The sequence below is a fragment of the Lysinibacillus sp. SGAir0095 genome (genome assembly GCF_005491425.1).
Lineage (GTDB): Bacteria > Bacillota > Bacilli > Bacillales_A > Planococcaceae > Ureibacillus.
In genome coordinates this window covers 3,021,248-3,043,090 of record NZ_CP028083.1, presented here as the reverse complement: position 1 = coordinate 3,043,090, position 21,843 = coordinate 3,021,248, and the positions used below count along the sequence as shown (strand labels likewise).

The 21,843-nt window shown below is 37.7% G+C and carries 16 protein-coding genes and 1 pseudogene; 12 read left to right on the top strand and 5 right to left on the bottom strand.

All coding sequences use genetic code 11. The features are described from left to right. Nucleotides 1-78: 78 nt before the first annotated feature. The 8 genes from gltB (at nucleotide 79) to C1N55_RS15105 (ending at nucleotide 12,198) form a co-directional block, all read left to right on the top strand. The gene (gene gltB, locus C1N55_RS15140; protein WP_137729581.1) at nucleotides 79-4,599 is read left to right on the top strand and encodes a glutamate synthase large subunit; all 4,521 of its coding nucleotides are present in this window, start codon (nucleotides 79-81) and stop codon (nucleotides 4,597-4,599) included. Between the two features lie 14 nt (nucleotides 4,600-4,613). Next, nucleotides 4,614-6,092 (top strand): glutamate synthase subunit beta, encoded by a 1,479-nt coding sequence (locus C1N55_RS15135; protein WP_137729580.1) that lies wholly within the window; start codon nucleotides 4,614-4,616, stop codon nucleotides 6,090-6,092. Nucleotides 6,093-6,589: 497 nt separating this feature from the next. Next, nucleotides 6,590-7,372 (top strand): Fe-S cluster assembly ATPase SufC, encoded by a 783-nt coding sequence (gene sufC, locus C1N55_RS15130; protein WP_137729579.1) that lies wholly within the window; start codon nucleotides 6,590-6,592, stop codon nucleotides 7,370-7,372. Nucleotides 7,373-7,389: 17 nt separating this feature from the next. Further along, nucleotides 7,390-8,697 (top strand): Fe-S cluster assembly protein SufD, encoded by a 1,308-nt coding sequence (sufD, locus tag C1N55_RS15125; protein WP_137729578.1) that lies wholly within the window; start codon nucleotides 7,390-7,392, stop codon nucleotides 8,695-8,697. Next, nucleotides 8,697-9,920 (top strand): cysteine desulfurase, encoded by a 1,224-nt coding sequence (locus tag C1N55_RS15120; protein ID WP_137729577.1) that lies wholly within the window; start codon nucleotides 8,697-8,699, stop codon nucleotides 9,918-9,920. The genes sufD and C1N55_RS15120 overlap by 1 nt, the downstream gene beginning before the upstream one ends. Further along, nucleotides 9,910-10,347: a Fe-S cluster assembly sulfur transfer protein SufU gene (gene sufU / locus C1N55_RS15115; RefSeq protein ID WP_137729576.1), complete on the top strand. Its 438-nt coding sequence runs from the start codon at nucleotides 9,910-9,912 to the stop codon at nucleotides 10,345-10,347. Before C1N55_RS15120 ends, sufU begins: the two co-directional genes overlap by 11 nt. A gap of 24 nt (nucleotides 10,348-10,371) precedes the next feature. After that, on the top strand, nucleotides 10,372-11,769 hold the full coding sequence (gene sufB, locus C1N55_RS15110; RefSeq protein ID WP_137729575.1) for a Fe-S cluster assembly protein SufB: 1,398 nt from the start codon (nucleotides 10,372-10,374) through the stop codon (nucleotides 11,767-11,769). Between the two features lie 207 nt (nucleotides 11,770-11,976). Further along, a complete protein-coding gene (locus C1N55_RS15105; RefSeq protein ID WP_137729574.1) occupies nucleotides 11,977-12,198 on the top strand; it encodes a transcriptional regulator in 222 nt (73 codons plus the stop codon). 210 nt (nucleotides 12,199-12,408) lie between these two features. On the opposite strand, the gene C1N55_RS15100 is transcribed toward C1N55_RS15105, so the two are convergent. Beyond that, nucleotides 12,409-12,756, bottom strand: coding sequence for a hypothetical protein (locus tag C1N55_RS15100; RefSeq protein ID WP_137729573.1), 348 nt, complete (start codon nucleotides 12,754-12,756; stop codon nucleotides 12,409-12,411). A 216-nt stretch (nucleotides 12,757-12,972) separates the two neighbouring features. Next, complete coding sequence (locus C1N55_RS15095) at nucleotides 12,973-13,566, bottom strand: YdeI/OmpD-associated family protein (RefSeq protein WP_137729572.1); 594 nt, start codon at nucleotides 13,564-13,566, stop codon at nucleotides 12,973-12,975. A gap of 225 nt (nucleotides 13,567-13,791) precedes the next feature. Between C1N55_RS15095 and C1N55_RS20805 the strand changes: the two genes are divergently transcribed. From C1N55_RS20805 to C1N55_RS15085, 3 genes and pseudogenes are all read left to right on the top strand, one after another. Next, on the top strand, nucleotides 13,792-13,962 hold the full coding sequence (locus C1N55_RS20805) for a hypothetical protein (protein ID WP_240758311.1): 171 nt from the start codon (nucleotides 13,792-13,794) through the stop codon (nucleotides 13,960-13,962). A 5-nt stretch (nucleotides 13,963-13,967) separates the two neighbouring features. Further along, nucleotides 13,968-14,915, top strand: coding sequence for a hypothetical protein (locus tag C1N55_RS15090; RefSeq protein ID WP_240758310.1), 948 nt, complete (start codon nucleotides 13,968-13,970; stop codon nucleotides 14,913-14,915). Between the two features lie 292 nt (nucleotides 14,916-15,207). After that, nucleotides 15,208-17,793 (top strand): annotated as a pseudogene (locus tag C1N55_RS15085) (polynucleotide kinase-phosphatase). 73 nt (nucleotides 17,794-17,866) lie between these two features. Here the strand turns inward: C1N55_RS15085 and cysC are convergent. From cysC to C1N55_RS15070, 3 genes are all read right to left on the bottom strand, one after another. Further along, complete coding sequence (gene cysC, locus C1N55_RS15080) at nucleotides 17,867-18,463, bottom strand: adenylyl-sulfate kinase (RefSeq protein ID WP_137729571.1); 597 nt, start codon at nucleotides 18,461-18,463, stop codon at nucleotides 17,867-17,869. Between the two features lie 15 nt (nucleotides 18,464-18,478). After that, nucleotides 18,479-19,618: a sulfate adenylyltransferase gene (gene sat / locus C1N55_RS15075; RefSeq protein WP_137729570.1), complete on the bottom strand. Its 1,140-nt coding sequence runs from the start codon at nucleotides 19,616-19,618 to the stop codon at nucleotides 18,479-18,481. A 108-nt stretch (nucleotides 19,619-19,726) separates the two neighbouring features. Then, entirely contained in the window at nucleotides 19,727-20,428 is a 702-nt protein-coding gene (locus C1N55_RS15070) for a phosphoadenylyl-sulfate reductase (RefSeq protein ID WP_137729569.1), read from the bottom strand. Nucleotides 20,429-20,812: 384 nt separating this feature from the next. Between C1N55_RS15070 and C1N55_RS15065 the strand changes: the two genes are divergently transcribed. Continuing rightward, nucleotides 20,813-21,838, top strand: coding sequence for a sulfate ABC transporter substrate-binding protein (locus tag C1N55_RS15065; RefSeq protein ID WP_137730662.1), 1,026 nt, complete (start codon nucleotides 20,813-20,815; stop codon nucleotides 21,836-21,838). Nucleotides 21,839-21,843 lie beyond the last annotated feature (5 nt).

Here is a 21,843-nt window from a genome sequence, read left to right as displayed (position 1 = left end):
CAAAGTATATATTGTTTATATTATTCTAAAAACTTTACAATGTAAATAAGGTATTCACGAAGATTTGGGGGGATTTACATGACTTTTCATCAGTTTCCAAAGGCACAAGGGCTCTATTCACCAAGTTTTGAACATGACGCTTGTGGAATCGGCTTTTATGCAAATATAAAGGGACACGCTTCACATGAAATTGTAAAAAACGGACTAGAAATGTTATGTCGCTTAGATCACCGAGCAGGACGCGGCGGCGATGGTAGAACTGGCGATGGAGCTGGATTAATGGTACAAATTCCAGATGCATTTTTCAAACTAAATTGCCCGGAGTTAAACTTGCCAGCAAAAGGTGAGTATGGAGTAGGGCAACTGTTTTTCACAGAGGATAATAGAGAGAGAGAATCCATTGAAAACAAAATTAACGAATTAATCGAGCAAGAAGGCCAAACGCTAATTGGCTGGAGAACTGCTCCTACAAATAAAGAGATTTTAAGTGAAATTGCGAAGTCAACAGCTCCTGTTGTTCGCCAAGTTTTTATTAAGGGAGAAAATGTTGAGGATTCTTTAGCATTTGAACGTAAATTATATTTAATCCGTAAACAAGCTGAATTTTGGGCAAAAGAGAATGATATGAAATTTTACTGTCCAAGTATGTCCAGCCAAAAAATGGTGTTTAAAGGATTGCTGACGCCAGAAGAGGTTAGTGCATTTTATATTGATCTTCAAGATGAAAGTTTTATTTCAGCATTTGCCATTGTGCACTCTAGATACTCAACGAATACGTTTCCTAGCTGGGAACGTGCACATCCAAATCGCTATATTGTTCACAATGGTGAAATTAACACCTTGCGTGGCAATATCAACTGGATGACTGCCCGTGAGCAACGATTTGTTTCTGAGGCCTTTGGTCAGGACTTGAAAAAATTGTTACCTATTATCGATAACACAGGCTCTGACTCGTCTATGCTGGATAATGCTTTTGAATTCTTTGTCTTGGCTGGTCGTACACCAGCACATACGGCGATGATGCTTATTCCAGAACCTTGGACTGAAAACCCACATATTTCGGAAGAGAAAAAAGCATTTTACGCTTACCATGCAAGCATGATGGAGCCTTGGGATGGACCGACTGCGATTTGTTTCACAGATGGCAAACAAATTGGTTCTATTTTGGACCGTAATGGATTACGTCCAGCACGCTACTATGTAACAAAGGATGATATGATTGTCTTTTCTTCGGAAGTTGGGGTTGTAGATATTGAGGAAGACAATGTTTTATATAAAGAACGTCTAAGCCCGGGTCGCATGCTTTTAATCGATTTAGAACAAGGGAAAATTGTTTCTGATGAAGAGTTGAAGAGCGAAATGGCACAGGCTGAGCCTTATGCACAGTGGTTAGAAGAAAACTTAGTAACTGTTGAAGCACAAGGAGAAACGCCAAAAGAGGTTGATGAACTGGCAGTACGCCAAAAATCATTTGGATATACATTTGAAGATGTTCAGAAGTATATTGTACCTGTTGCTGAAAGTGGAAAAGACCCTATTGGTTCAATGGGAAATGATACACCGTTAGCAGTGCTATCAGATCGTCCACAATCTTTATTTAATTACTTTAAACAACTATTTGCTCAAGTTACAAACCCACCAATTGATTCGATTCGTGAACATATTGTAACTTCGACGATGACTTTGCTAGGAGCTGAAGGGAATTTATTGCATCCAAATGCTGATAATGCCCGCCGGATTTTCCTAGAAACACCTATATTAACTGATGGTGAGTTAAACGAGATTACAAGTAGTAAGAATAAGCATTTCCGACATGCAGTTCTTACACTTCAATATGAAAATTCATTGGAAGACGAACTAAAGCGACTATTCGATGAAGCTGATACAGCGATCGATAATGGGGTTTCCTTATTAGTGCTGTCTGATGAATTAGTTGATGTGAATACACCGTCTATTCCAGTATTGCTAGCAGTTAGTAGCTTACATCAATATTTAGTTCGTACAGGTAAACGGACGCTTGTAAGCATTATTGCCAACAGTGGAGAAGCACGTGAAGTACACCATTTTGCAGCTTTAGTTGGTTTTGGTGCAGATGCGATCAATCCATATCTTGCTTTTGCTTCTATTCAAGAAGCAATTGAGGCAGGTCATTTAACAATCAGCTATCAAGATGCTGTTAGAAAGTATCGTAAAGGGATTGCTGATGGTGTCGTAAAAGTGATGTCAAAAATGGGTATTTCAACTGTTCAATCCTATCGCGGAGCTCAAATTTTTGAGGCGGTTGGAATAAGTAAAGAGATAGTTGATAAATACTTCACAGGTACTGCTTCTCAAATCGATGGAATCGATTTAGAGACAATTGGGGAAGAAGCGAAACGTCGTCACAAGGCAGCTCTAGATTCCAAGAATGACTTATTAGAGTCGGGAAGTGATTTCCAATGGCGTGCAAATGGTGAACACCATGCATTTAACCCGAAAACAATCCATACTTTACAAACGGCAACAAGAAGAAATGATTTTGGTTTATATAGAATGTATGCCGAAATGGCAAATGAAGAACAAATCGGATTCTTACGTAACATGTTTGAATTTAAATCTTCTAATCAATCCATTCCGCTTGAAGATGTAGAATCAGTTGACTCCATTGTCAAACGGTTCAAAACAGGAGCGATGTCATTCGGTTCAATTTCTAAAGAAGCTCATGAAACTTTAGCTATTGCCATGAACCGTATTGGTGGTCGTTCGAACTCTGGTGAAGGTGGAGAAGATACTGCCCGTTTTGAAATCGACGAAAATGGTGATAACCGAAATAGTGCCATTAAGCAAATAGCATCTGGACGATTTGGAGTGAAATCGCATTATTTAGTAAATGCAAAAGAACTACAAATCAAAATGGCACAGGGAGCAAAGCCTGGTGAAGGAGGTCAGCTTCCTGGTAACAAAGTGTACCCATGGGTTGCAGATGTTCGTGGTTCAACTCCGGGAGTAGGGTTAATTTCACCGCCGCCACACCATGATATTTATTCGATTGAAGACTTGGCAGAGCTAATTTACGATTTGAAAAACGCAAACCGTGAAGCTCGAATTTCTGTAAAACTAGTAGCTAAAGCCGGTGTTGGAACGATTGCGGCAGGTGTTGCAAAAGGTGGAGCAGATGTCATCGTCATCTCTGGTTATGATGGAGGTACTGGTGCATCACCAAAAACATCCATCAAGCACACTGGATTACCTTGGGAGCTTGGTTTAGCAGAGGCACATCAAACATTAATGTTAAATGGTCTTCGTGAGCGTGTAACACTAGAAACAGATGGGAAGTTAATGACAGGTAAAGATGTTGTGATGGCAGCTTTACTTGGAGCAGAGGAATATGGATTTGCGACTGCTCCATTAATCGTACTAGGTTGTATCATGATGCGTGCATGTCATTTGGATACATGTCCAGTAGGAGTAGCTACTCAAAACCCTGAATTGCGTGCCAAATTTATGGGGAATGCAGATCACATCGTAAACTTCATGTACTTTGTTGCAGAAGAAATGCGTGAGTACATGGCGAAATTAGGATTCCGTACTGTGGATGAAATGGTTGGACGTACGGATGTCCTGCAAATTAGTGATCGTGCGAAAGCCCACTGGAAAGCAGGTCAGCTTGATTTATCGGCATTGCTTTACCAAGTTCAAGGTGCCCGCACAAAACAAACTGACCAAGATCTGCGCATTGAAGAAACGTTTGATATCCGTGAGCTTCTACCAAAAGTAGAAAAAAGCATCAACGAAAAAGAAGCAATTGAACTCGAGTATTCGATTAAAAATACAGACCGTGTTGTCGGTACAATTATCGGAAGTGAGATTTCGAAAAAGTACGGAGAAAACGGCTTGAAAGATGAAACAATAAAACTGAACTTTACAGGCCATGCAGGTCAAAGCTTTGGTGCATTTGTCCCTAAAGGAATGACACTTTCATGCGTAGGAGACGTTAACGACTACTTTGGTAAAGGTCTTTCAGGTGGTAAATTAGTAGCGATTGCACCTATTAAAGGGGCTCAAGAGAAAAACGTTATTGCAGGTAATGTTTGTCTATATGGAGCTACGAGTGGTACTGCTTATATCAATGGCCGCGCTGGAGAGCGCTTTGCGGTTCGTAACAGTGGTGCCAACGTTGTAGTTGAGGGTATCGGTGATCATGGCTGTGAATATATGACTGGTGGTCGTGTAGTAATCTTAGGCGATGTAGGGAAAAACTTCGCGGCAGGTATGAGTGGTGGTATTGCTTATGTATTACCAACAGATGTAGAGAAGTTTAAAGAATCATGCAATACAGAGATGATTGAGTTTGAACGTCTAGAAGATAAGAACGAAATCGAAGCGTTACGCTCCATGATTATTAAACACTTAGAACTTACTGAAAGTACAATTGCTTTAGATGTTCTGGCGAAATGGGATCAATTTGTACGAAAAGTTGTCAAAGTTGTACCAACGGACTATAAAGCGATGATTGATAAAATCAGCTATCACAAATTCCAAGGTTTAACAGAAGAAACTGCTGCAATGCAAGCATTCGTTGAGGCAACTGGCGCTAAAGAATTAGCGATTTCCAAATAAGAGGGGGTTCTAGAATGGGGAAACCAACAGGATTTATGGAATATAAACGAGCAAAAACGAAAGAGCAGCCTCCACTAGAGCGTATTTCGAATTGGAATGAATATGCTACTAGGCTGCCAGACGGTACACTACAAGAGCAAGGTGCAAGATGCATGGATTGTGGCACGCCATTTTGTCATATGGGCGTTGAAATCCGTGGTGCTGCAGCAGGCTGCCCTATCCAGAATGTCATTCCTGAGTGGAACGATTTAGTCTATAGAGGTAAATGGAAGGAAGCCTTAGATCGTCTTCATATGACGAATAACTTCCCAGAATTCACGGGGCGCGTTTGTCCAGCGCCATGTGAAAGTTCTTGTACACTGGGAATTACAGATCCAGCAGTAGCTATTAAATCGATTGAACGCTCTATAATTGATAAAGGCTTTGAAAATAACTGGATTATTCCACGTATTCCACAGACACGCACAGGCAAAAAAATAGCTGTCGTTGGTTCTGGTCCTGCTGGATTAGCGGCTGCAGACGAATTGAATCAGCTTGGACATAGTGTAACCGTATATGAACGTGCTGATCGTCCAGGTGGTTTATTAATGTATGGTATCCCGAATATGAAGCTTGAAAAAGAAGTAATTGAACGTCGTGTAAACTTACTTCGACAAGAAGGCATCGATTTTGTATTAAACACAGAAATCGGTAGGGATATCAAGGCAGATGAATTAAAAGCACAGCATGATGCAGTCATTCTTTGTATCGGTGCCCAAAAGCAACGTGTTCTACATTTGGAAGGCAGTGATGCACATGGTGTACACTTAGCAATGGATTACTTAACGGGTGTAACACAAAGCTTACTGGATTCTAATTTTAAAGACGGCAAAGCCTTGGATGTCGCTGGCAAAGATGTAATTGTTATCGGTGGTGGGGATACTGGAGCAGACTGTGTAGCGACAGCTATTCGTCAAAAAGCTCGCTCAGTCCATCAATTTGGTAAACATCCGGAGCTTCCAAAAACTAGACAAGAAGATCGACCTTGGCCACAAGATCCAAATGTGTATAAACTTGATTATGCATATGAGGAAGTGGAAGCAGTAAAAGGCCGTGATCCTCGCGAATATTGCATTCAAACAAAGGAAATCGTGAAGGACAAAATGGGTCGCGTAAAAGAGCTTCATACCATTCAAATGGAGAAAATTTTAGGTGACGACGGTTTTTACTTCTTTAAAGAGATTCCAGGCAGTGAAAAAGTATGGCCTGCACAAGCTGTATTTGTTGCAATTGGTTTTGAAGGGGTAGAAAAATCATTACCGGAACAATTTGGTGTAACAGTCTCAAATAATAAAATTCGTGCATCCATTAAAGATTTTGAAACGAATGTTCAGGGCGTATTTACAGCTGGAGATGCAAGACGTGGTCAAAGTTTAGTAGTTTGGGCCATTAAAGAAGGTCGCTCAGTTGCAGCAAGTGTACATGAATTTTTAGCTTTAAAAGTGAATGCATAATTATAGAAGTGGTTTCCGAAGTTACAAAGACTCGGAAATCGCTTTTTATTTGGAGAATAAGAAAGTATAATACTAATTTATACATAGAAGTCCAGCTAATGCTCGTCTAAAAGCTTGACTATTAGCTAAGTTTTACTAAACTAAATACGGATATTTTTAATATAATCTCTTCGGACAATGTATAAGAAGGGAATACATATTGGCAAACTATCTGCGAATCTCAATATCGCATCTGAAATAATATTGTCGAACGTTGCGGTGAAATGAATTCTCAATTAGAATCTTTTTATTGAAAATGAATTCTACAACTTTTCATCTAACTTACTTTCCTCAAAAACTATAAAAATGTGTAAAACCTCAATAATTTAATGGTTTTAGTTGAAATATAAGTTTTTCGAATAAATGTTTTGCATGGTTTCGCGATTTCGGTTAAGATTAGAATGATAATAAATTAGAATTGGTTCTACCATTCAATGCACAACTACGGAGGTAATATAATGTCAACTTTAGTAATAAAAGATCTTCACGTTTCAATCGAAGATAAAGAGATTTTAAAAGGTTTAAACCTTACTATTAATACAAACGAAGTTCACGCAATCATGGGTCCTAATGGTACTGGTAAATCTACATTAGCTTCTGCTATTATGGGTCATCCTAAATATGAAGTAACTCAAGGTACAATTGAAATAGATGGTGAAAATGTACTTGAAATGGAAGTCGATGAGCGTGCTAAAGCTGGTCTATTCCTGGCTATGCAATACCCATCTGAAATTTCAGGTGTTACAAATGCCGATTTCGTTCGCTCAGCTATTAACGCTCGTCGCGAAGAAGGCGATGAGATTTCATTAATGAAATTCATCCGTGAATTAGATAAAACAATGGATTTCCTTGAAATGGACCAAGAAATGGCTCAACGCTACTTAAACGAAGGCTTCTCTGGTGGGGAAAAGAAACGTAACGAAATCCTGCAATTAATGATGATTAAACCTAAGTTTGCAATTTTAGATGAAATCGACTCTGGTCTAGATATCGATGCTTTAAAAGTAGTTGCAAAAGGTATCAACGAAATGCGCGGTGAAGGATTTGGCTGTATCGCAATCACTCACTACCAACGTTTACTAAACTACATCACTCCTGATCATGTACATGTTATGATGCAAGGTCGTGTAGTTAAATCAGGTGGTCCTGAATTAGCACAACGCTTAGAGGCTGAAGGTTATGACTGGATTAAACAAGAATTAGGAATTGAAGATACAGACGCGGTAACAGAAGAAGCATAAAAGAGAGGACGAATAACATGACAGTTGAAACTAAATTGGCGTTATCAGCTACAGAAGTACGCTCGTTCTCGGAAAGCAATAATGAACCAACTTGGTTTAGTACATTGCGTGCTGAAGCAATTGAAAAAGCTACTGAGCTTCCAATGCCAACACCAGACAAAACAAACATCTCAAAATGGAACTTTACGGAGTTCCCTCAACATACAGTAGAAAGTGCTCCATATAGCTCTCTAGATGAACTTTCTGCAGAAGTAAAAGAAATCATTGATATTGAAGGTCAAGAAAACCTTTATATTCAACGCAACAACACACCTGCATTCCTTAAAATTTCTGATGAGTTAAAAGCGCAAGGTGTTATTTTTACGGATATTTTAACTGCTGTTCGTGAGCACAGCGATTTAGTTCAAAAATACTTTATGACAGAAGCAGTTAAAGTTGATGAGCATAAATTAACGGCTTACCATGCAGCATTAGTGAACGGTGGGTTATTCTTATACGTTCCGAAAAATGTTGTTGTTGAAAAGCCATTGCAAGTGGTATTCCTTAACGACAACGCTGATGCATCATTATTCAACCACGTATTAGTAGTGGCTGATACTAACTCAGCTGTAACATATGTACAAACTTATGTATCAACAATTGAACATTCAAATGGACAAGCTAATTTAATCGAAGAAGTAATTGCATTAGACAATGCACAAGTTACTTTCGGTTCTGTCGATGTTCTTGCAAAAGGATTTACTACTTATGTAAATCGTCGTGGACATATTAAACGCGATGCTAAAGTTGATTGGGCATTAGGTTTAATGAATGATTCTGATACAATTTCTGAAAGTATCACTCATTTAGTTGGTGATGGATCACTTGCAAATACGAAAACTGTAGTAGTAGGACGCGGAGAACAAAAGCAAAACTTCACTACTGAAATTCGCCACTGGGGTAAAAATTCAGAAGGCTTCATCTTAAAACATGGTGTTATGAAGGATTCTGCCCAAACTATTTTCAATGGTATCGGTAAAATCGAGCATGGTGCCAGCAAGTCAAATGCAGTGCAAGAATCACGTGTATTAATGCTTTCTGAAGCTGCTCGTGGAGATGCAAATCCGATTCTTTTGATTGATGAAGATGATGTAATGGCAGGACACGCAGCATCAGTTGGTCGTGTTGATCCAATTCAGCTTTATTACTTAATGAGTCGTGGGCTTTCAAAAGCAGAGGCAGAGCGTTTAGTAATTCACGGCTTCCTTGCACCTGTAGTTACAAATCTTCCAATCGAAAGCGTTAAAAATCAATTAACGAAAGTTATTGAAGGGAAAGTTCGCTAATGAATGAAATTCGCAAACAATTTCCTGTACTTAATCAAGAAGTAAACGGGCATCCGCTCGTTTACCTTGATAGTGCGGCTACATCCCAAAAGCCAATACAAGTATTAGAAGCTGTTCGAAACTATTACGAGTTAGATAACTCTAACGTACATCGTGGTGTCCATACACTAGGAAATCGTGCGACAGATTCATATGAAGGAGCGCGTGAAAAAATCCGCAAGTTCATTAATGCGAAATCGACAAAAGAAATTATCTATACACGTGGGACAACAACTTCGTTAAATACTGTTGCGGGTGCTTACGGACGCATGAATCTTAATGAAGGCGATGAAATTGTTATTTCATATATGGAGCATCACTCTAACCTGATACCATGGCAACAGCTTGCAAAAGAAAAAGGTGCGGTATTAAAATACTTTGACCTTGAGCAAGATGGCACAGTCACACTAGAAACAGTACGTAAAACGATTACGAATAAAACGAAAATTGTTGCTATTACAATGGCATCAAACGTACTGGGAACAATTAATCCAATTAAAGAAATTACAGAAATTGCCCACGAGGCTGGGGCTATCGTTGTTGTGGATGCTGCCCAAGCTGCACCGCACATGCCAATTGATGTACAAGATTTAGATTGTGATTTTTTAGCATTCTCTGGTCATAAAATGTGTGGTCCAACAGGTATTGGTGTACTTTACGGAAAAGAAGCCCATCTGGAAAACATGGAACCAATTGAATTTGGCGGGGAAATGATTGATTTTGTAGATTTGTATGATTCTACTTGGAAGGAGCTGCCTTGGAAATTTGAAGGCGGTACACCCAACATTGCAGGGGCTATCGGATTAGGGGCTGCAATTGATTTCCTAACTGAAATTGGGTTAGAAAAAATTGCAGAACATGAACATAGCCTTGTAGAATATGCTTTGAATGAATTGGACAAAATTGAAGGTGTCTCTATTTACGGACCTCGTGACCCACAAAAACGTTGCGGTCTAATCACATTCAACATTGACGGTGTACATCCTCATGATTTAGCAACAGTATTAGATATGAATGGTATTGCTGTACGTGCGGGCCATCATTGTGCTCAACCATTGATGAAATGGCTACAATGTACAGCAACAGCACGAGCAAGCTTTTATATGTATAATACTAAAGAAGATGTTGATCGACTTGTTGAAGGATTGCGCATAGCGAAGGAGTATTTTAACGATGTCTTTTAATAATAATTTAGATCAGCTATATCGCTCAGTCATTATGGATCATTACAAGAAACCACGTAACAAAGGTTCTTTAGATGGTGACAGTGTTACAATCGATATGAATAACCCTACTTGTGGAGACCGTATTCATTTAACATTAAAATTAAACGATGGTATAGTTGAAGATGCTAAATTTGATGGTGAAGGCTGTTCGATTTCAATGTCTTCTGCATCCATGATGACAGAGGTCATTAAAGGTAAAAAATTAGATGAGGCTCTTGAACTAGCTCAAATTTTTTCGAATATGATGCTAGGTGAAGACTATACAGATAAATATGATCTTGGTGATGTTGAAGCACTTCAAGGTGTTTCAAAATTCCCGGCACGAATTAAATGCGCAACATTGGCTTGGAAAGCAATGGAAAAAGGCGTAAACGAACAAAGATAATTAGTTTGAACGGAGGAGAATAAAATGGCAAAAAAAATGCCTGATATCGGCGATTACAAATACGGCTTCCATGATAAAGACGTATCAGTGTTCCGTTCAAAACGTGGATTAACTGATGAAATCGTACGTGAAATTTCAAAAATGAAAAATGAACCAGAGTGGATGTTGGACTATCGTTTAAAATCGTTAGAAATCTTCTACTCAAAACCAATGCCACAATGGGGTGGCGACCTTTCAGCTTTAAACTTCGATGAAATTACTTACTATGTAAAACCATCTGAAGCAACTCAAAAATCTTGGGATGAAGTTCCTGAAGAAATCAAAGCTACATTTGACAAATTAGGTATTCCTGAAGCTGAACAAAAATATTTAGCTGGTGTATCTGCTCAGTATGAATCTGAAGTAGTTTACCACAACATGAAAAAAGACCTTGAAGATCTAGGTATTGTTTTCAAAGATACAGATTCTGCATTACGTGAAAACGAAGATATCTTCAAAAAATATTGGGGTACTGTAATTCCATCTTCAGACAACAAATTTGCTGCTCTAAACTCAGCTGTTTGGTCTGGTGGATCTTTCATCTACGTACCACCAGGTGTAAAATTAGACACGCCACTTCAAGCTTACTTCCGTATTAACTCTGAAAACATGGGTCAATTCGAGCGTACATTAATTATTGTTGATGAAGGTGCAAGTGTACACTACGTAGAAGGATGTACAGCTCCTGTGTATACAACAAACTCACTTCACTCAGCAGTAGTAGAAATCATTGTTAAAAAAGATGCATACTGCCGTTATACAACAATTCAAAACTGGGCAAACAACGTATACAACCTAGTTACAAAACGTACTGTTGTTGAAGAAAACGGTACGATGGAATGGATTGATGGTAACATCGGTTCGAAATTAACAATGAAATATCCTGCATGTATCTTAAAAGGTGAAGGTGCTCGTGGTATGACACTTTCGATTGCAATTGCAGGTAAAGGGCAACACCAAGATGCTGGTGCCAAAATGATTCACTTAGCACCAAATACATCTTCAACAATCGTATCGAAATCGATTTCTAAACAAGGTGGTAAAGTAACTTACCGTGGTATCGTTCGCTTTGGTAAAAAAGCAACTGGTGCTCGTTCAAACATCGAATGTGATACACTAATCTTAGATAATGAATCAACTTCAGATACAATTCCTTACAACGAAATCTTAAACGATAACGTTTCTTTAGAACACGAAGCAAAAGTATCGAAAGTATCTGAGGAACAATTATTCTACTTAATGAGCCGTGGTATCTCTGAAGGTGAAGCAACAGAAATGATCGTAATGGGCTTCATCGAACCATTCACAAAAGAATTACCAATGGAATACGCAGTAGAAATGAACCGCCTAATCAAGTTCGAAATGGAAGGTTCTATCGGATAATACCAACAAAATCAAGGCTTTGAGGGTGGCTATATCCCGCAAAATATGATTTTAAATTTGTAAAGGTCGAGTGCATTGTGCTCGGCCTTTTTGTTATGCTCTCCTGGACTCACAGTAGTTACATTATTTTCATATTGATAAAAGGGAACGTTTGTTCTATAATTAACTAAGAAAGGGAACATTAATTCTTGCTTTGGAGGGGTAAAAATGAAGGGTCATTTATTAAAAGTAATGCAACGTAATCAGGTAGTAGAAATGATGTACATTGCAAAAAGTGGGAAGGTTAGTAAGAGACGCGTTAAAATTCTTAAAATTACAGAGGATTCATTTAGTGCTTATTGTTTTTTGAAACATGCGAAGAGAACTTTTAAAATTGATAATGTTCTTGCGCTAGCCCCTGTCATTTCAAAAGTCCGTGAGGTTATCTAGAAAGAAGCTAAGTAATCATTATTAAACTAGTGTTGCGTAATTATCAATATTTAATTCGAAAAATACTTTATAAAATAGAGCCCAATTCATATGATACAAGACTTGTTTTGCCAACCTCTTATTATCCTACAATCATTCCTCATCATTTATCTTCGATTGTGTAATATTCATAAATGAAGAAGTAAGTGAAACTATGTTCAAAGAAATCTATTAAGGATTAGGCTGTCCGCAATGACTACAAAAGTTATCTTTAATACAAATTACTTTTTTACATTGATCACATCGCTTATGATCATCACCACTTAGCTTAATATAATCGATGTTTTCTTCGCTATCCTCACTTGTTGTTGCAGGAACTTGAGTGGGTTTCTTAATTTTTTTCTCTTTGCCTGTATTACTTGCTTTATTTGTTTTATCTTTAATACTTTTACTTTTATCTGATTTAAAAGTCCAAATTATACTAACTAAAAAAAACAGCATTATTATGATATCAAGTATTTCCATTTGTACATTCGTCATCCTCAATGGCATTTTTTTCTTAGGATGCTGTAATTCCACTCCATTTATTCCTTATCCAATTACTATCTCTTTTTGTGCGACTAATTTTTAATGCTAAAAAAATAGCTCTAATTAGAAATTTTGTTTACTAATTACAGCTGTTTTATTAAAGAGTCTCATGGACTGCTATTGAAAAGCATGTCCATGAGATATTTACAGACTATTTTTCTTACGATGTTTCTTACACTATTAACGGTCTGATTTTACAACAATCATCTACCTATCATTTAGCCCCTTACCCTCAAGTATCTGAGGTATACACTTATCAATCCTTGCCACGCGGGTTTTGGACTGTTTGGGTGTAGAAAAATGAAGAAGGTATGCTCTTTGACGTCCCGGTGTTAATTCCTCAAAAGCGGCTTTTAACTCTGGGATTTCATCTAATTTAATTTGAAATTCTTCAGGAATGGTGTATTCTGTGGTCTTTTTAAATTCAATTTCCATGCCTGATTTCTCAACTTCAATTGCTTGAAGAATATACTCTTTCAAGACAGCCTCCAATTCAATTATTTGATCAATGTTGGTAAATCGAATTTGGCGAGCAGCTTGTACATTTTCGGTTTGTTGGATTAGAATTCCATGGGGATCCTTTAACAAGGCACCTTTGTGAAAAAGAAGGGCACAATATTCTTTGAATCCATGGATTAACACGATGTTTTTATTTTCATGCGTATAACAAGGATGCATCCACTTAAATTCCTCCGTAAGCTCATCACATTCCACAATGATATTTCGTAACTTCTCATACTCCTTTTTCCACTTGGAAGGTTTGCTTAAAAATTCAACAACTTTAGGATCACTATTTGTCATCTAGAAACACCTCACATAAAATCTATCGCCATTCCTGGGCTTTTACTTAATATACATGAACCATGAAATTCATTCTACTAAATATCGTAAGGAGGATGAAGAACTTTCAGGTGGAGTTTTCTATTGGAAGGTACCCCATAAATAAGCTAAAGCACTATTTGGTGAATAATTTCTATTGATAAAAACTTCATATGCGGTATGTAGCATTCTTTGGCGAGAATTTCTATGGAAAAGTATGATATATTGTATAAAACTGGAATGACTTTACTTAGAAAGTTGGTGTTACGTGAAATGCAGTTAACGATTCGAGGGACGGGGCAAAATGTGAAAATACTTTCGTATTTGCTGGCGAAGAATCCAAATAATCTTTATGAAGAAGTGTTAATGGCCATTTAGTAAGAATGTTTTTTAGCCAATTTAATGATGAAGAGGTTGAAGTTACTTTTTTTGTTACGCCAGATTCAATTGAGCTTTCGAGGAATAATTCAAAAGCCTACGATATCACTTCCTATATCAATGACCGTGAATTCGTAGTAAGCAGTATCTTTTGTACGTTTTTGAGAACGGCTCTAGGAACGGCAATTAATGGAAAGCCAAAGGAGGAATATGAACCCTGGGTAAATCATCTATTTCCATTGGAATTTTCCTTTGGGCCAGTAGCTTCTCATTTATCAGATTCAGAAATTCAGGAGCTATTTTACCCTTTAGGTTTTGAGGTCTCCATTACTTATGGTGAAATCGATTATAATATGGATTTTAAAGAGAAGAGTACGGCAAGATACATCACTATTAAAGGTTCAACAACTCTTCAAATGGGTCTTCGTCAACTCTTTGTGTTGATCCCGGTTTTAGATAATTATAAGCATTATTATATCGATGAAAAGGAAGTCGATAAAATCAGAAGATATGGTGAGGGCTGGCTGGACGAGCATCCACACAGGGAGTTCATCTTACGACAAGCACTTCGTTTTGAAGAAGTGTATCGATTACTTGAAATACAAACCAAGCAAACTTTTCATAACGAATCAGAACCCAAACTAAGATTAAACGACCTTCGCTACGAAAAGATAATCCAAAAAGTAAATCAATTAGACGACAAAGAGAGCATAGTGGACTTCGGTTCAGGTGAAGGAAAGCTATCCGAAAAGTTAGGTTTCGTCAGCGGCGTTAGAGAAATTCTAGCTGTTGAACCATCTGAAGCTGCTATCCTTAAAGCTCTCAAACGTTTTGAAAAGGTAGAACAAAATGAGAATTTCGTTATGCCAACTCAGATTATCGGCTCCCTCTATTACTTTGATGAACGCTTAAAAAACAAGGATATTATCATTCTTTGCGAAAGAGCATATTGATGAGTATCGTTTACCTAAAATCATGGGGACAATCCTGCAAAATTACCAGCCAAGAGTGTTACTCATCACCACGCCAAATCAAGAATACAACGAAGTATATAGTATGGATGAAGATTTTAGACACGACGATCATCGATTTGAATGGACAAGAGAAGAATTTCAAACATGGTGCCAATTGCAAAACAGTGAAAATGCATACGACATCACATTTGATGGGATAGGCGAGGAACATGAAATGTACGGATACCCAACCCAAATGTGCATGTTTACGAGAAAGGGGCTGTAAAAAACCATGGAAATTGTTCTGCCTTATGCTGGCATTGTCTTACTGGTAGGTCCATCAAATAGTGGTAAATCGACCTTTCTAAATCAATTAGTAGACAAGGGTCAAATAATGCCTTCTGAAATTATCAGCTCAGATGCCTATCGAGTGCTCGTCAGTGATACGGAATTTATCGACTGGAATCATAGGTGGAAGGACGTATCAGAAAGCTTATATGATGAATATCAAAGAATTTCTGCAGAAGCCTTTTCTTTAATGGAAGCATCCATCGAGGCAAGATGTAGGTTAAATAAAATTACATTTGTAGATGCCACTCATTTATATCCAGATGATCGAAAAAGATATATAGAACTTGCTAGAAAGCATCATGTACCTGTTGTGTCACTTGTAATGGATGTAGATCAAGCTGTTTTACTTGAACGTGATAAAATCCGGGAAAATCCGCGGGGAAGTAAACGAATCAAGCAGCAGTATCAGGTTTTTAAAAGAGAGAAGCGGTTTATCAAAAAAGAAGGGTATTTGGCGACTTATTTTATCTCAGATGTAAGTGAAGTTGAAGGTATCAAAAGGAAGAACAATCCATTGTATCTAGAGACTGGTAATGGAATCGATATTTTTGGGGATATTCATGGCTGTTATGATGAAATGATTCTGCTTCTTGAAAAGTTGGGGTATGAGAAAAATGAGCAAAATTATTACGTTCATCCTGAGGGAAGAAAATTTTTATCGCTTGGCGATGTGATGAGTCGAGGTCCAGAATCTTTAAAAACAATGGAGTTTTTCTTGCGTCATGTTAAAGAAAATCTGGCTTACATGATTGATAGTAACCATGGGTGGAAAATTGCTCGTTGGCTGGATGGTAAAAATGTTACCTTAACTCATGGCGACGAGCTAGTACAAGAAGAGTTTGATCGAAATGCAGAAAACGAGAAGTCCGATCAACTGAAACAAGAGCTAAAGACATTTCTTCTTAAAGCCCCTTCTCATTATGTTCTGACGAAAAATGGTATTCCAACTCTGGTATGTACTCATGCAGGGATAAAAGATGAATTCATTGGGAAGCAATCCTATGACATCAGTGATTTTTGTCGTTATGGAGATAATGAAGGACTGGATGAAAGAGGAAAACCTATACGGAAGGATTGGACAATTCATCATAAATCAAGCACAATAATCGTTTGGGGGCATGACCCTAAGCAGAAGCCACTTGTGATAAACAATACAATTAATATCGACCAAGGAGTCGTGTTTGGGGGAGAATTGACAGCATTTCGTTATCCGGAGCAAGAGTTTGTGGCCGTAAAAGCTAAAGAGGATTACTCGAAGGGCAAAAATAATCCTCTAACCGAATTAAAAAAGAAAAGGTTGAACCCTCCGAACATCGCTAAATTTATGGATGGCTATTCGGTTCTTACTGATGTATTAGGCAATATTAAAATTCCTAAAGAGTATGCGCTTGCTTCTATCGATACAGTGTCTCATTTTACGGTTCCGATTGAAGAATTGGTGTATATTCCACCAACGATGAGTCCAACACCAAACCCATCTTCTTTGGAAAACTATCTAGAGCATCCAAAAGAAGCAATTGATTACTACCGAAGTTTGGGGATTGAACGGATGGTTGCTGAGAAGAAGCATATGGGAAGCAGGGGGATTCTGTATTTATTTAAAGATAAAGAGGCTGGGTGAAAATATGTTGGCCGAGAAACTCTGGGTGTGATCTACACACGTACAGGAAGAAAGTTCTTTGATAATAAAACAGAAGATAAAATACTTACTAGAATTAATAACAGCTTAACTACAAATGATTACTTTAATAAATATGATACGGAATTTCTTCTTGTAGATGCTGAAATTATGCCATGGAATCTTAAAGCGAAAGAGCTCATTAGCAGTCAGTATGCCCACGTTGCTGAAAATGCGATATTAGATCGTGCCTTACTAAAAGAAAAGATTGAATGTGCTGTGGTGAATAATGAGTACCTAGAAACTTGGCTTGCTGAATATGGGGAGAAGCTTACGAATGCCCAGGTTTTCAAGGAAGTATTTCAAAAATACTGCTGGGAGATAAATGAGATTGACCAGATTCAAATCGCTCCATTCCACGTACTCGCTCATAGTAATGAAACCTTCTTTGATAAGCCGCATACTTGGCACATGGAGATGAACAAGGAATTTTCCTTGATGGATAATCTCTTTGTTGAAACCGAATTTATGGTTATTGATGATACAGCAAGTGAAGAAGAGGTTATCAAATGGTGGGAGGATATTACAAGTGATGGCCATGAGGGCATTGTGATCAAACCAGTGATCTTCATTTCAAAATATAAGGGTAGGCTAATTCAACCTGCTATTAAGGTTAGAGGGAGAAAATATCTCAATATCATATATGGTATGGATTACTTACAGCCAGAAAACCTGAGTAGATTAAAGGAACGTAATATCGGCAAGAAGCAAAAGCTTGCTTTAAAGGAATTTTCCCTTGGAGTGGAAGGAATCCAAAGGCTTGTAAATGGTGAAGCCATCGAAAGAATTCATGAATGTGTTCTTGGAACGCTTGCGATGGAGGCGGATCCGGTTGATCCAAGGTTATAGGGGGAGTAACCAACAAGCTGAATAACAAAAGCTGTTCAATTGTCTTCTATAGACAGTTGAACAGCTTATTTATTTACTTGATATACTCTTTTTCAATTAAAATTTGAATCAATTGTTGAGCACATTCTTCAATAGAAAAATTCTCACTATCGACAACGATTTCTGGATTGACTGGGGCTTCATAAGGTGCACTAATGCCGGTGAAGTTTTTAATTTCTTCATTGCGAGCTTTTTTATAAAGGCCTTTTGGATCGCGGCGTTCACATTCTTCAACAGAGCATTTTACGAAAACTTCGATAAATTCTCCCTCTTTTACTAGCGCACGAACAACATCGCGATCTTCTTGATAAGGCGAGATGAAGGCAGTTAATACAATTTGACCGCTCTCAACAAAAAGCTTGGATACTTCACCGATTCTTCGGATATTTTCTTTACGGGAGTCTTCATCAAATCCTAAGTCTTTGTTTAACCCGTGGCGAATATTATCGCCGTCTAATACGAAGGTTTGATTTCCTCTTTCAAATAACGCTCTTGCTAATGCGTTTGCAATAGAGGATTTTCCTGAAGCGGATAATCCAGTGAACCATAGTATGAAGCTATGGTGGGTATTTTTTTCTCTTCTTTCGGATTTACTGATGGAGGCATCATGCCATACAATATTTGAACTCAAATTTCACACCTCTTTTTATGAATGAACTTCTTTTCGTAGACCGCGAATTAATACTTCAATAACTTCTTTTCTACTAAATGTGCTAGGAGGGATTTCACCGTTTCTAAGCATTTCACGAACCTTTGTACCCGATAGAATGATGCGAGCGGAAGCATCGTGAGGGCAAGTTTTTGTTGTAGCCATACCTTCACAACTTGTGCAGTAGAAGCTATGCTCAAATTTTAATGGTGTAATGCCAATTTCTTCTGGCGAAAAGTTTTCAAAGATGATTTGAGCATCATATGTGCCGTAGTAATCGCCAACACCTGCATGGTCACGACCAACAATAAAGTGTGTGCATCCATAATTTTTCCGAACAAGAGCGTGGAAAATCGCTTCTCTTGGTCCAGCATAACGCATTGCGGCAAGGAACACGCCTAACTGTACGCGTTCTTTTGGATAATATTGATCTAGTAATACTTCATAGCTTTCCATTCTGATTTCCGCTGAAATATCATCGGATTTTGTTTCTCCTACTAATGGATTTAAAAATAGACCGTCCACTGTTTCTAATGCAACTTTTTGGATATATTCATGGGCGCGGTGAACAGGATTTCTTGTTTGGAATCCAACGATTGTTTTCCAGCCTTTTTCAGCAAAAATCGCTCTCGTTTCACTTGGTTCAAAGCTAGAAGCAGGGAATTGCTTCTCTGATTTTTTAATTAACGTTGTTTTACCGCCAACATAAACTGATGGTCGTTCAAATAGTTTCTTTACACCAGGATGGTTTGAATCATCTGTTCCATAAACTAGACGAGCTTCAATTTGTTTGTCAGGAGTGTAGACATCATTAACCTCGATTAGTCCATATACTTCACCGTTGTAAGTTAGCTTTACTTTTTCACCAATTTCTAAAGCTGCTGCAATCTCTTCAGTAACGGGTAAAGCGATTGGAATACTCCAAACGATGCCAGAAGCTAGACGCATATTTTGTACAACATTTTCATAATCTTCTTTTGCCAAAAATCCATCGATAGGGCTGTAGGCACCAATTCCGATTAATTCAAGGTCACTTAATGCAATGGCATCAAGCTGAATTTCCTTTGTTAAATTTTCGTATGTTACATTTGGACTATAATTTTGTACTAATTTTCCTCCGTGTGGTTGTAAGCTCATCTGTTAATTCCTCCAAATCTAGTTTTTAAAATTTTACGACACGAGATTAACGCATTTGAAAGTTAAGTCTATGTCTAGCTGCAGGTGCGAGCACTTGCAGCTTTTCTTTTAATCGTGTAAACCACATTCTGTTTTATTTGAACCTGACCATCTACCGGAGCGCAAGTCATCCATTGTAAAGGCAGGTTTTGTACAATGTGAGCAGCCGATACTTGGGTATCCCTGGTCATGAAGGGGATTGTACGTTAAATTATGTTTGCTAACATAACGCCAAACATCTTTCCAAGTCCAGTGAATCAAAGGACAAATTTTAACTGATTCAAATTTATTATCTTTATTGATAAACTCGGTATTTTTACGAGAATCTGATTGATCACGGCGTAATCCAGAAATCCAGGCCTTCGAACCACTTAAAGTTTCTCGCAGTGGTGTTAATTTTCGGATTTCACAGCATTTGTTTGGATTTGTTTTCCAAAGTTCCTGACCAAATTGCTGTGCTTGCTCCTCTAATGTAAGTGCAGGTTTTTTTAGTTCAATTTGCAGGTTTGGATAATTTTGTTTAACTTTTTCAATTGTTTCATAGGTTTCCTTAAAATGAACATCTGTATCTAAAAAGATAATTTTCGCATTTGGTTTTACCTTAGAGATTAAATCGATTAACACGATACCTTCAATACCAAAGCTACATGCATACACTACTTCATCACCGTAGTGAGAGTAAGCCCATTCTAAAACGTTTAATGAACCTTTATAGACGTCATCTACTTCAAATTGAAACGTTGATTCGTCCCAACTAGTGTAAGTTAGCATAAAGTACCTCCTTAAAATAAAATAAGGCGTTTTAATACAACCCAAAAGAAAAAATAGGTTACATTAAAACGCCTCTAGTCTGTCTAGTCAGCATTGTATTATATTCTATGCCAATAAATTTCCAAAGACTATAGATCTTTGATTTAAAGTATACTATTTTTGTAGAAATAGTCAAATTAAATTTTCAGTTATTAAAATTTTAAGAAAACTTTAAATTCCTTGTTGACTTATCGGAAAAATTTGATTAATGTATATTTCAAATACAGCAAGCAAATCGTAAATACACAAATAATATGTACCGATCAGACACACTGAAGGTTGCACCATTTCCTTTTCAAAGGAAGTGTATGCAGCCTTTTTATTTTTTAAAGGGGGAGAGAAATGATGAGAAAAAATAAGAAATCTGTATTACTAGCTGGTGTAATTACTGCAGCTTTGCTTTTAACTGCATGTGGTGATGACAAACAGGCAAATAGCGAGGGGAAAGTCGAGATATTAAATGTTTCATATGATCCAACACGTGAATTATATGCTGAATTCAATGAAGCATTTGCAAATCATTGGAAAGAACAAACCGGCGAAGAGGTGACTTTCAAACAATCCCATGGCGGTTCGGGTAAACAAGGTCGAGCTGTAATCGATGGGCTCGAGGCAGATGTTGTCACTCTAGCACTAGCTTACGATATTGATGAGATTGCACAAAAACGCGAATTATTAAACAAGGATTGGCAAACGGAATTTGAGAATAATTCCTCTCCATATACATCTACAATGGTATTCCTAGTTCGTAAAGGAAATCCTAAAGGAATTAAAGACTGGGATGACTTGGTACGAGATGATGTGTCGGTTATTACACCAAACCCAAAAACAAGTGGGGGGGCAAGATGGAATTACCTGGCTGCATGGGGCTATGCAGATAAAAAGTTTAATGGTGATGAAAAACAAATTAAGCAATTTATAAAACAGTTATTTGGTAATGTAGAAGTTCTAGATTCCGGTGCGAGGGGTTCAACAACAACATTTGTTGAACGTGAAATTGGTGACGTATTAATCGCTTGGGAAAACGAAGCTTATCTTTCCATAAATGAATTAGGTGTGGATGAGTTTGAAATTGTAACACCTTCGATAAGTATTTTAGCAGAACCACCTGTTGCAATTGTTGACAAAGTTGTTGATAAGAAAGGGACACGGGAGGTGGCACAAGGCTATTTGGAATACTTATATTCGGATGAGGGCCAGGAGATAGCCGCTAAGAATTACTATCGTCCACGAAATGAAGAGATTCTGGAAAAATATAGTGATCAATTCCAATCTTTAGATTTGATAACAATTGAAGACTTTGGTGGGTGGCAAGAAGCTCAAAAAACACATTTTTCAGATGGTGGTTCGTTTGATGAAATTTATCAATAGCTGAA

What these genes read in the sequence shown, in the direction of transcription:
- gltB (WP_137729581.1), top strand. Translation starts at nt 79, where the DNA reads ATGACTTTTCATCAGTTTCCAAAGGCACAAGGGCTCTATTCACCAAGT.
- C1N55_RS15135 (WP_137729580.1), top strand. Translation starts at nt 4,614, where the DNA reads ATGGGGAAACCAACAGGATTTATGGAATATAAACGAGCAAAAACGAAA.
- sufC (WP_137729579.1), top strand. Translation starts at nt 6,590, where the DNA reads ATGTCAACTTTAGTAATAAAAGATCTTCACGTTTCAATCGAAGATAAA.
- sufD (WP_137729578.1), top strand. Translation starts at nt 7,390, where the DNA reads ATGACAGTTGAAACTAAATTGGCGTTATCAGCTACAGAAGTACGCTCG.
- C1N55_RS15120 (WP_137729577.1), top strand. Translation starts at nt 8,697, where the DNA reads ATGAATGAAATTCGCAAACAATTTCCTGTACTTAATCAAGAAGTAAAC.
- sufU (WP_137729576.1), top strand. Translation starts at nt 9,910, where the DNA reads ATGTCTTTTAATAATAATTTAGATCAGCTATATCGCTCAGTCATTATG.
- sufB (WP_137729575.1), top strand. Translation starts at nt 10,372, where the DNA reads ATGGCAAAAAAAATGCCTGATATCGGCGATTACAAATACGGCTTCCAT.
- C1N55_RS15105 (WP_137729574.1), top strand. Translation starts at nt 11,977, where the DNA reads ATGAAGGGTCATTTATTAAAAGTAATGCAACGTAATCAGGTAGTAGAA.
- C1N55_RS15095 (WP_137729572.1), bottom strand. Translation starts at nt 13,566, where the DNA reads ATGACAAATAGTGATCCTAAAGTTGTTGAATTTTTAAGCAAACCTTCC.
- C1N55_RS20805 (WP_240758311.1), top strand. Translation starts at nt 13,792, where the DNA reads ATGGAAAAGTATGATATATTGTATAAAACTGGAATGACTTTACTTAGA.
- C1N55_RS15090 (WP_240758310.1), top strand. Translation starts at nt 13,968, where the DNA reads ATGTTTTTTAGCCAATTTAATGATGAAGAGGTTGAAGTTACTTTTTTT.
- sat (WP_137729570.1), bottom strand. Translation starts at nt 19,618, where the DNA reads ATGAGCTTACAACCACACGGAGGAAAATTAGTACAAAATTATAGTCCA.
- C1N55_RS15070 (WP_137729569.1), bottom strand. Translation starts at nt 20,428, where the DNA reads ATGCTAACTTACACTAGTTGGGACGAATCAACGTTTCAATTTGAAGTA.
- C1N55_RS15065 (WP_137730662.1), top strand. Translation starts at nt 20,813, where the DNA reads ATGAGAAAAAATAAGAAATCTGTATTACTAGCTGGTGTAATTACTGCA.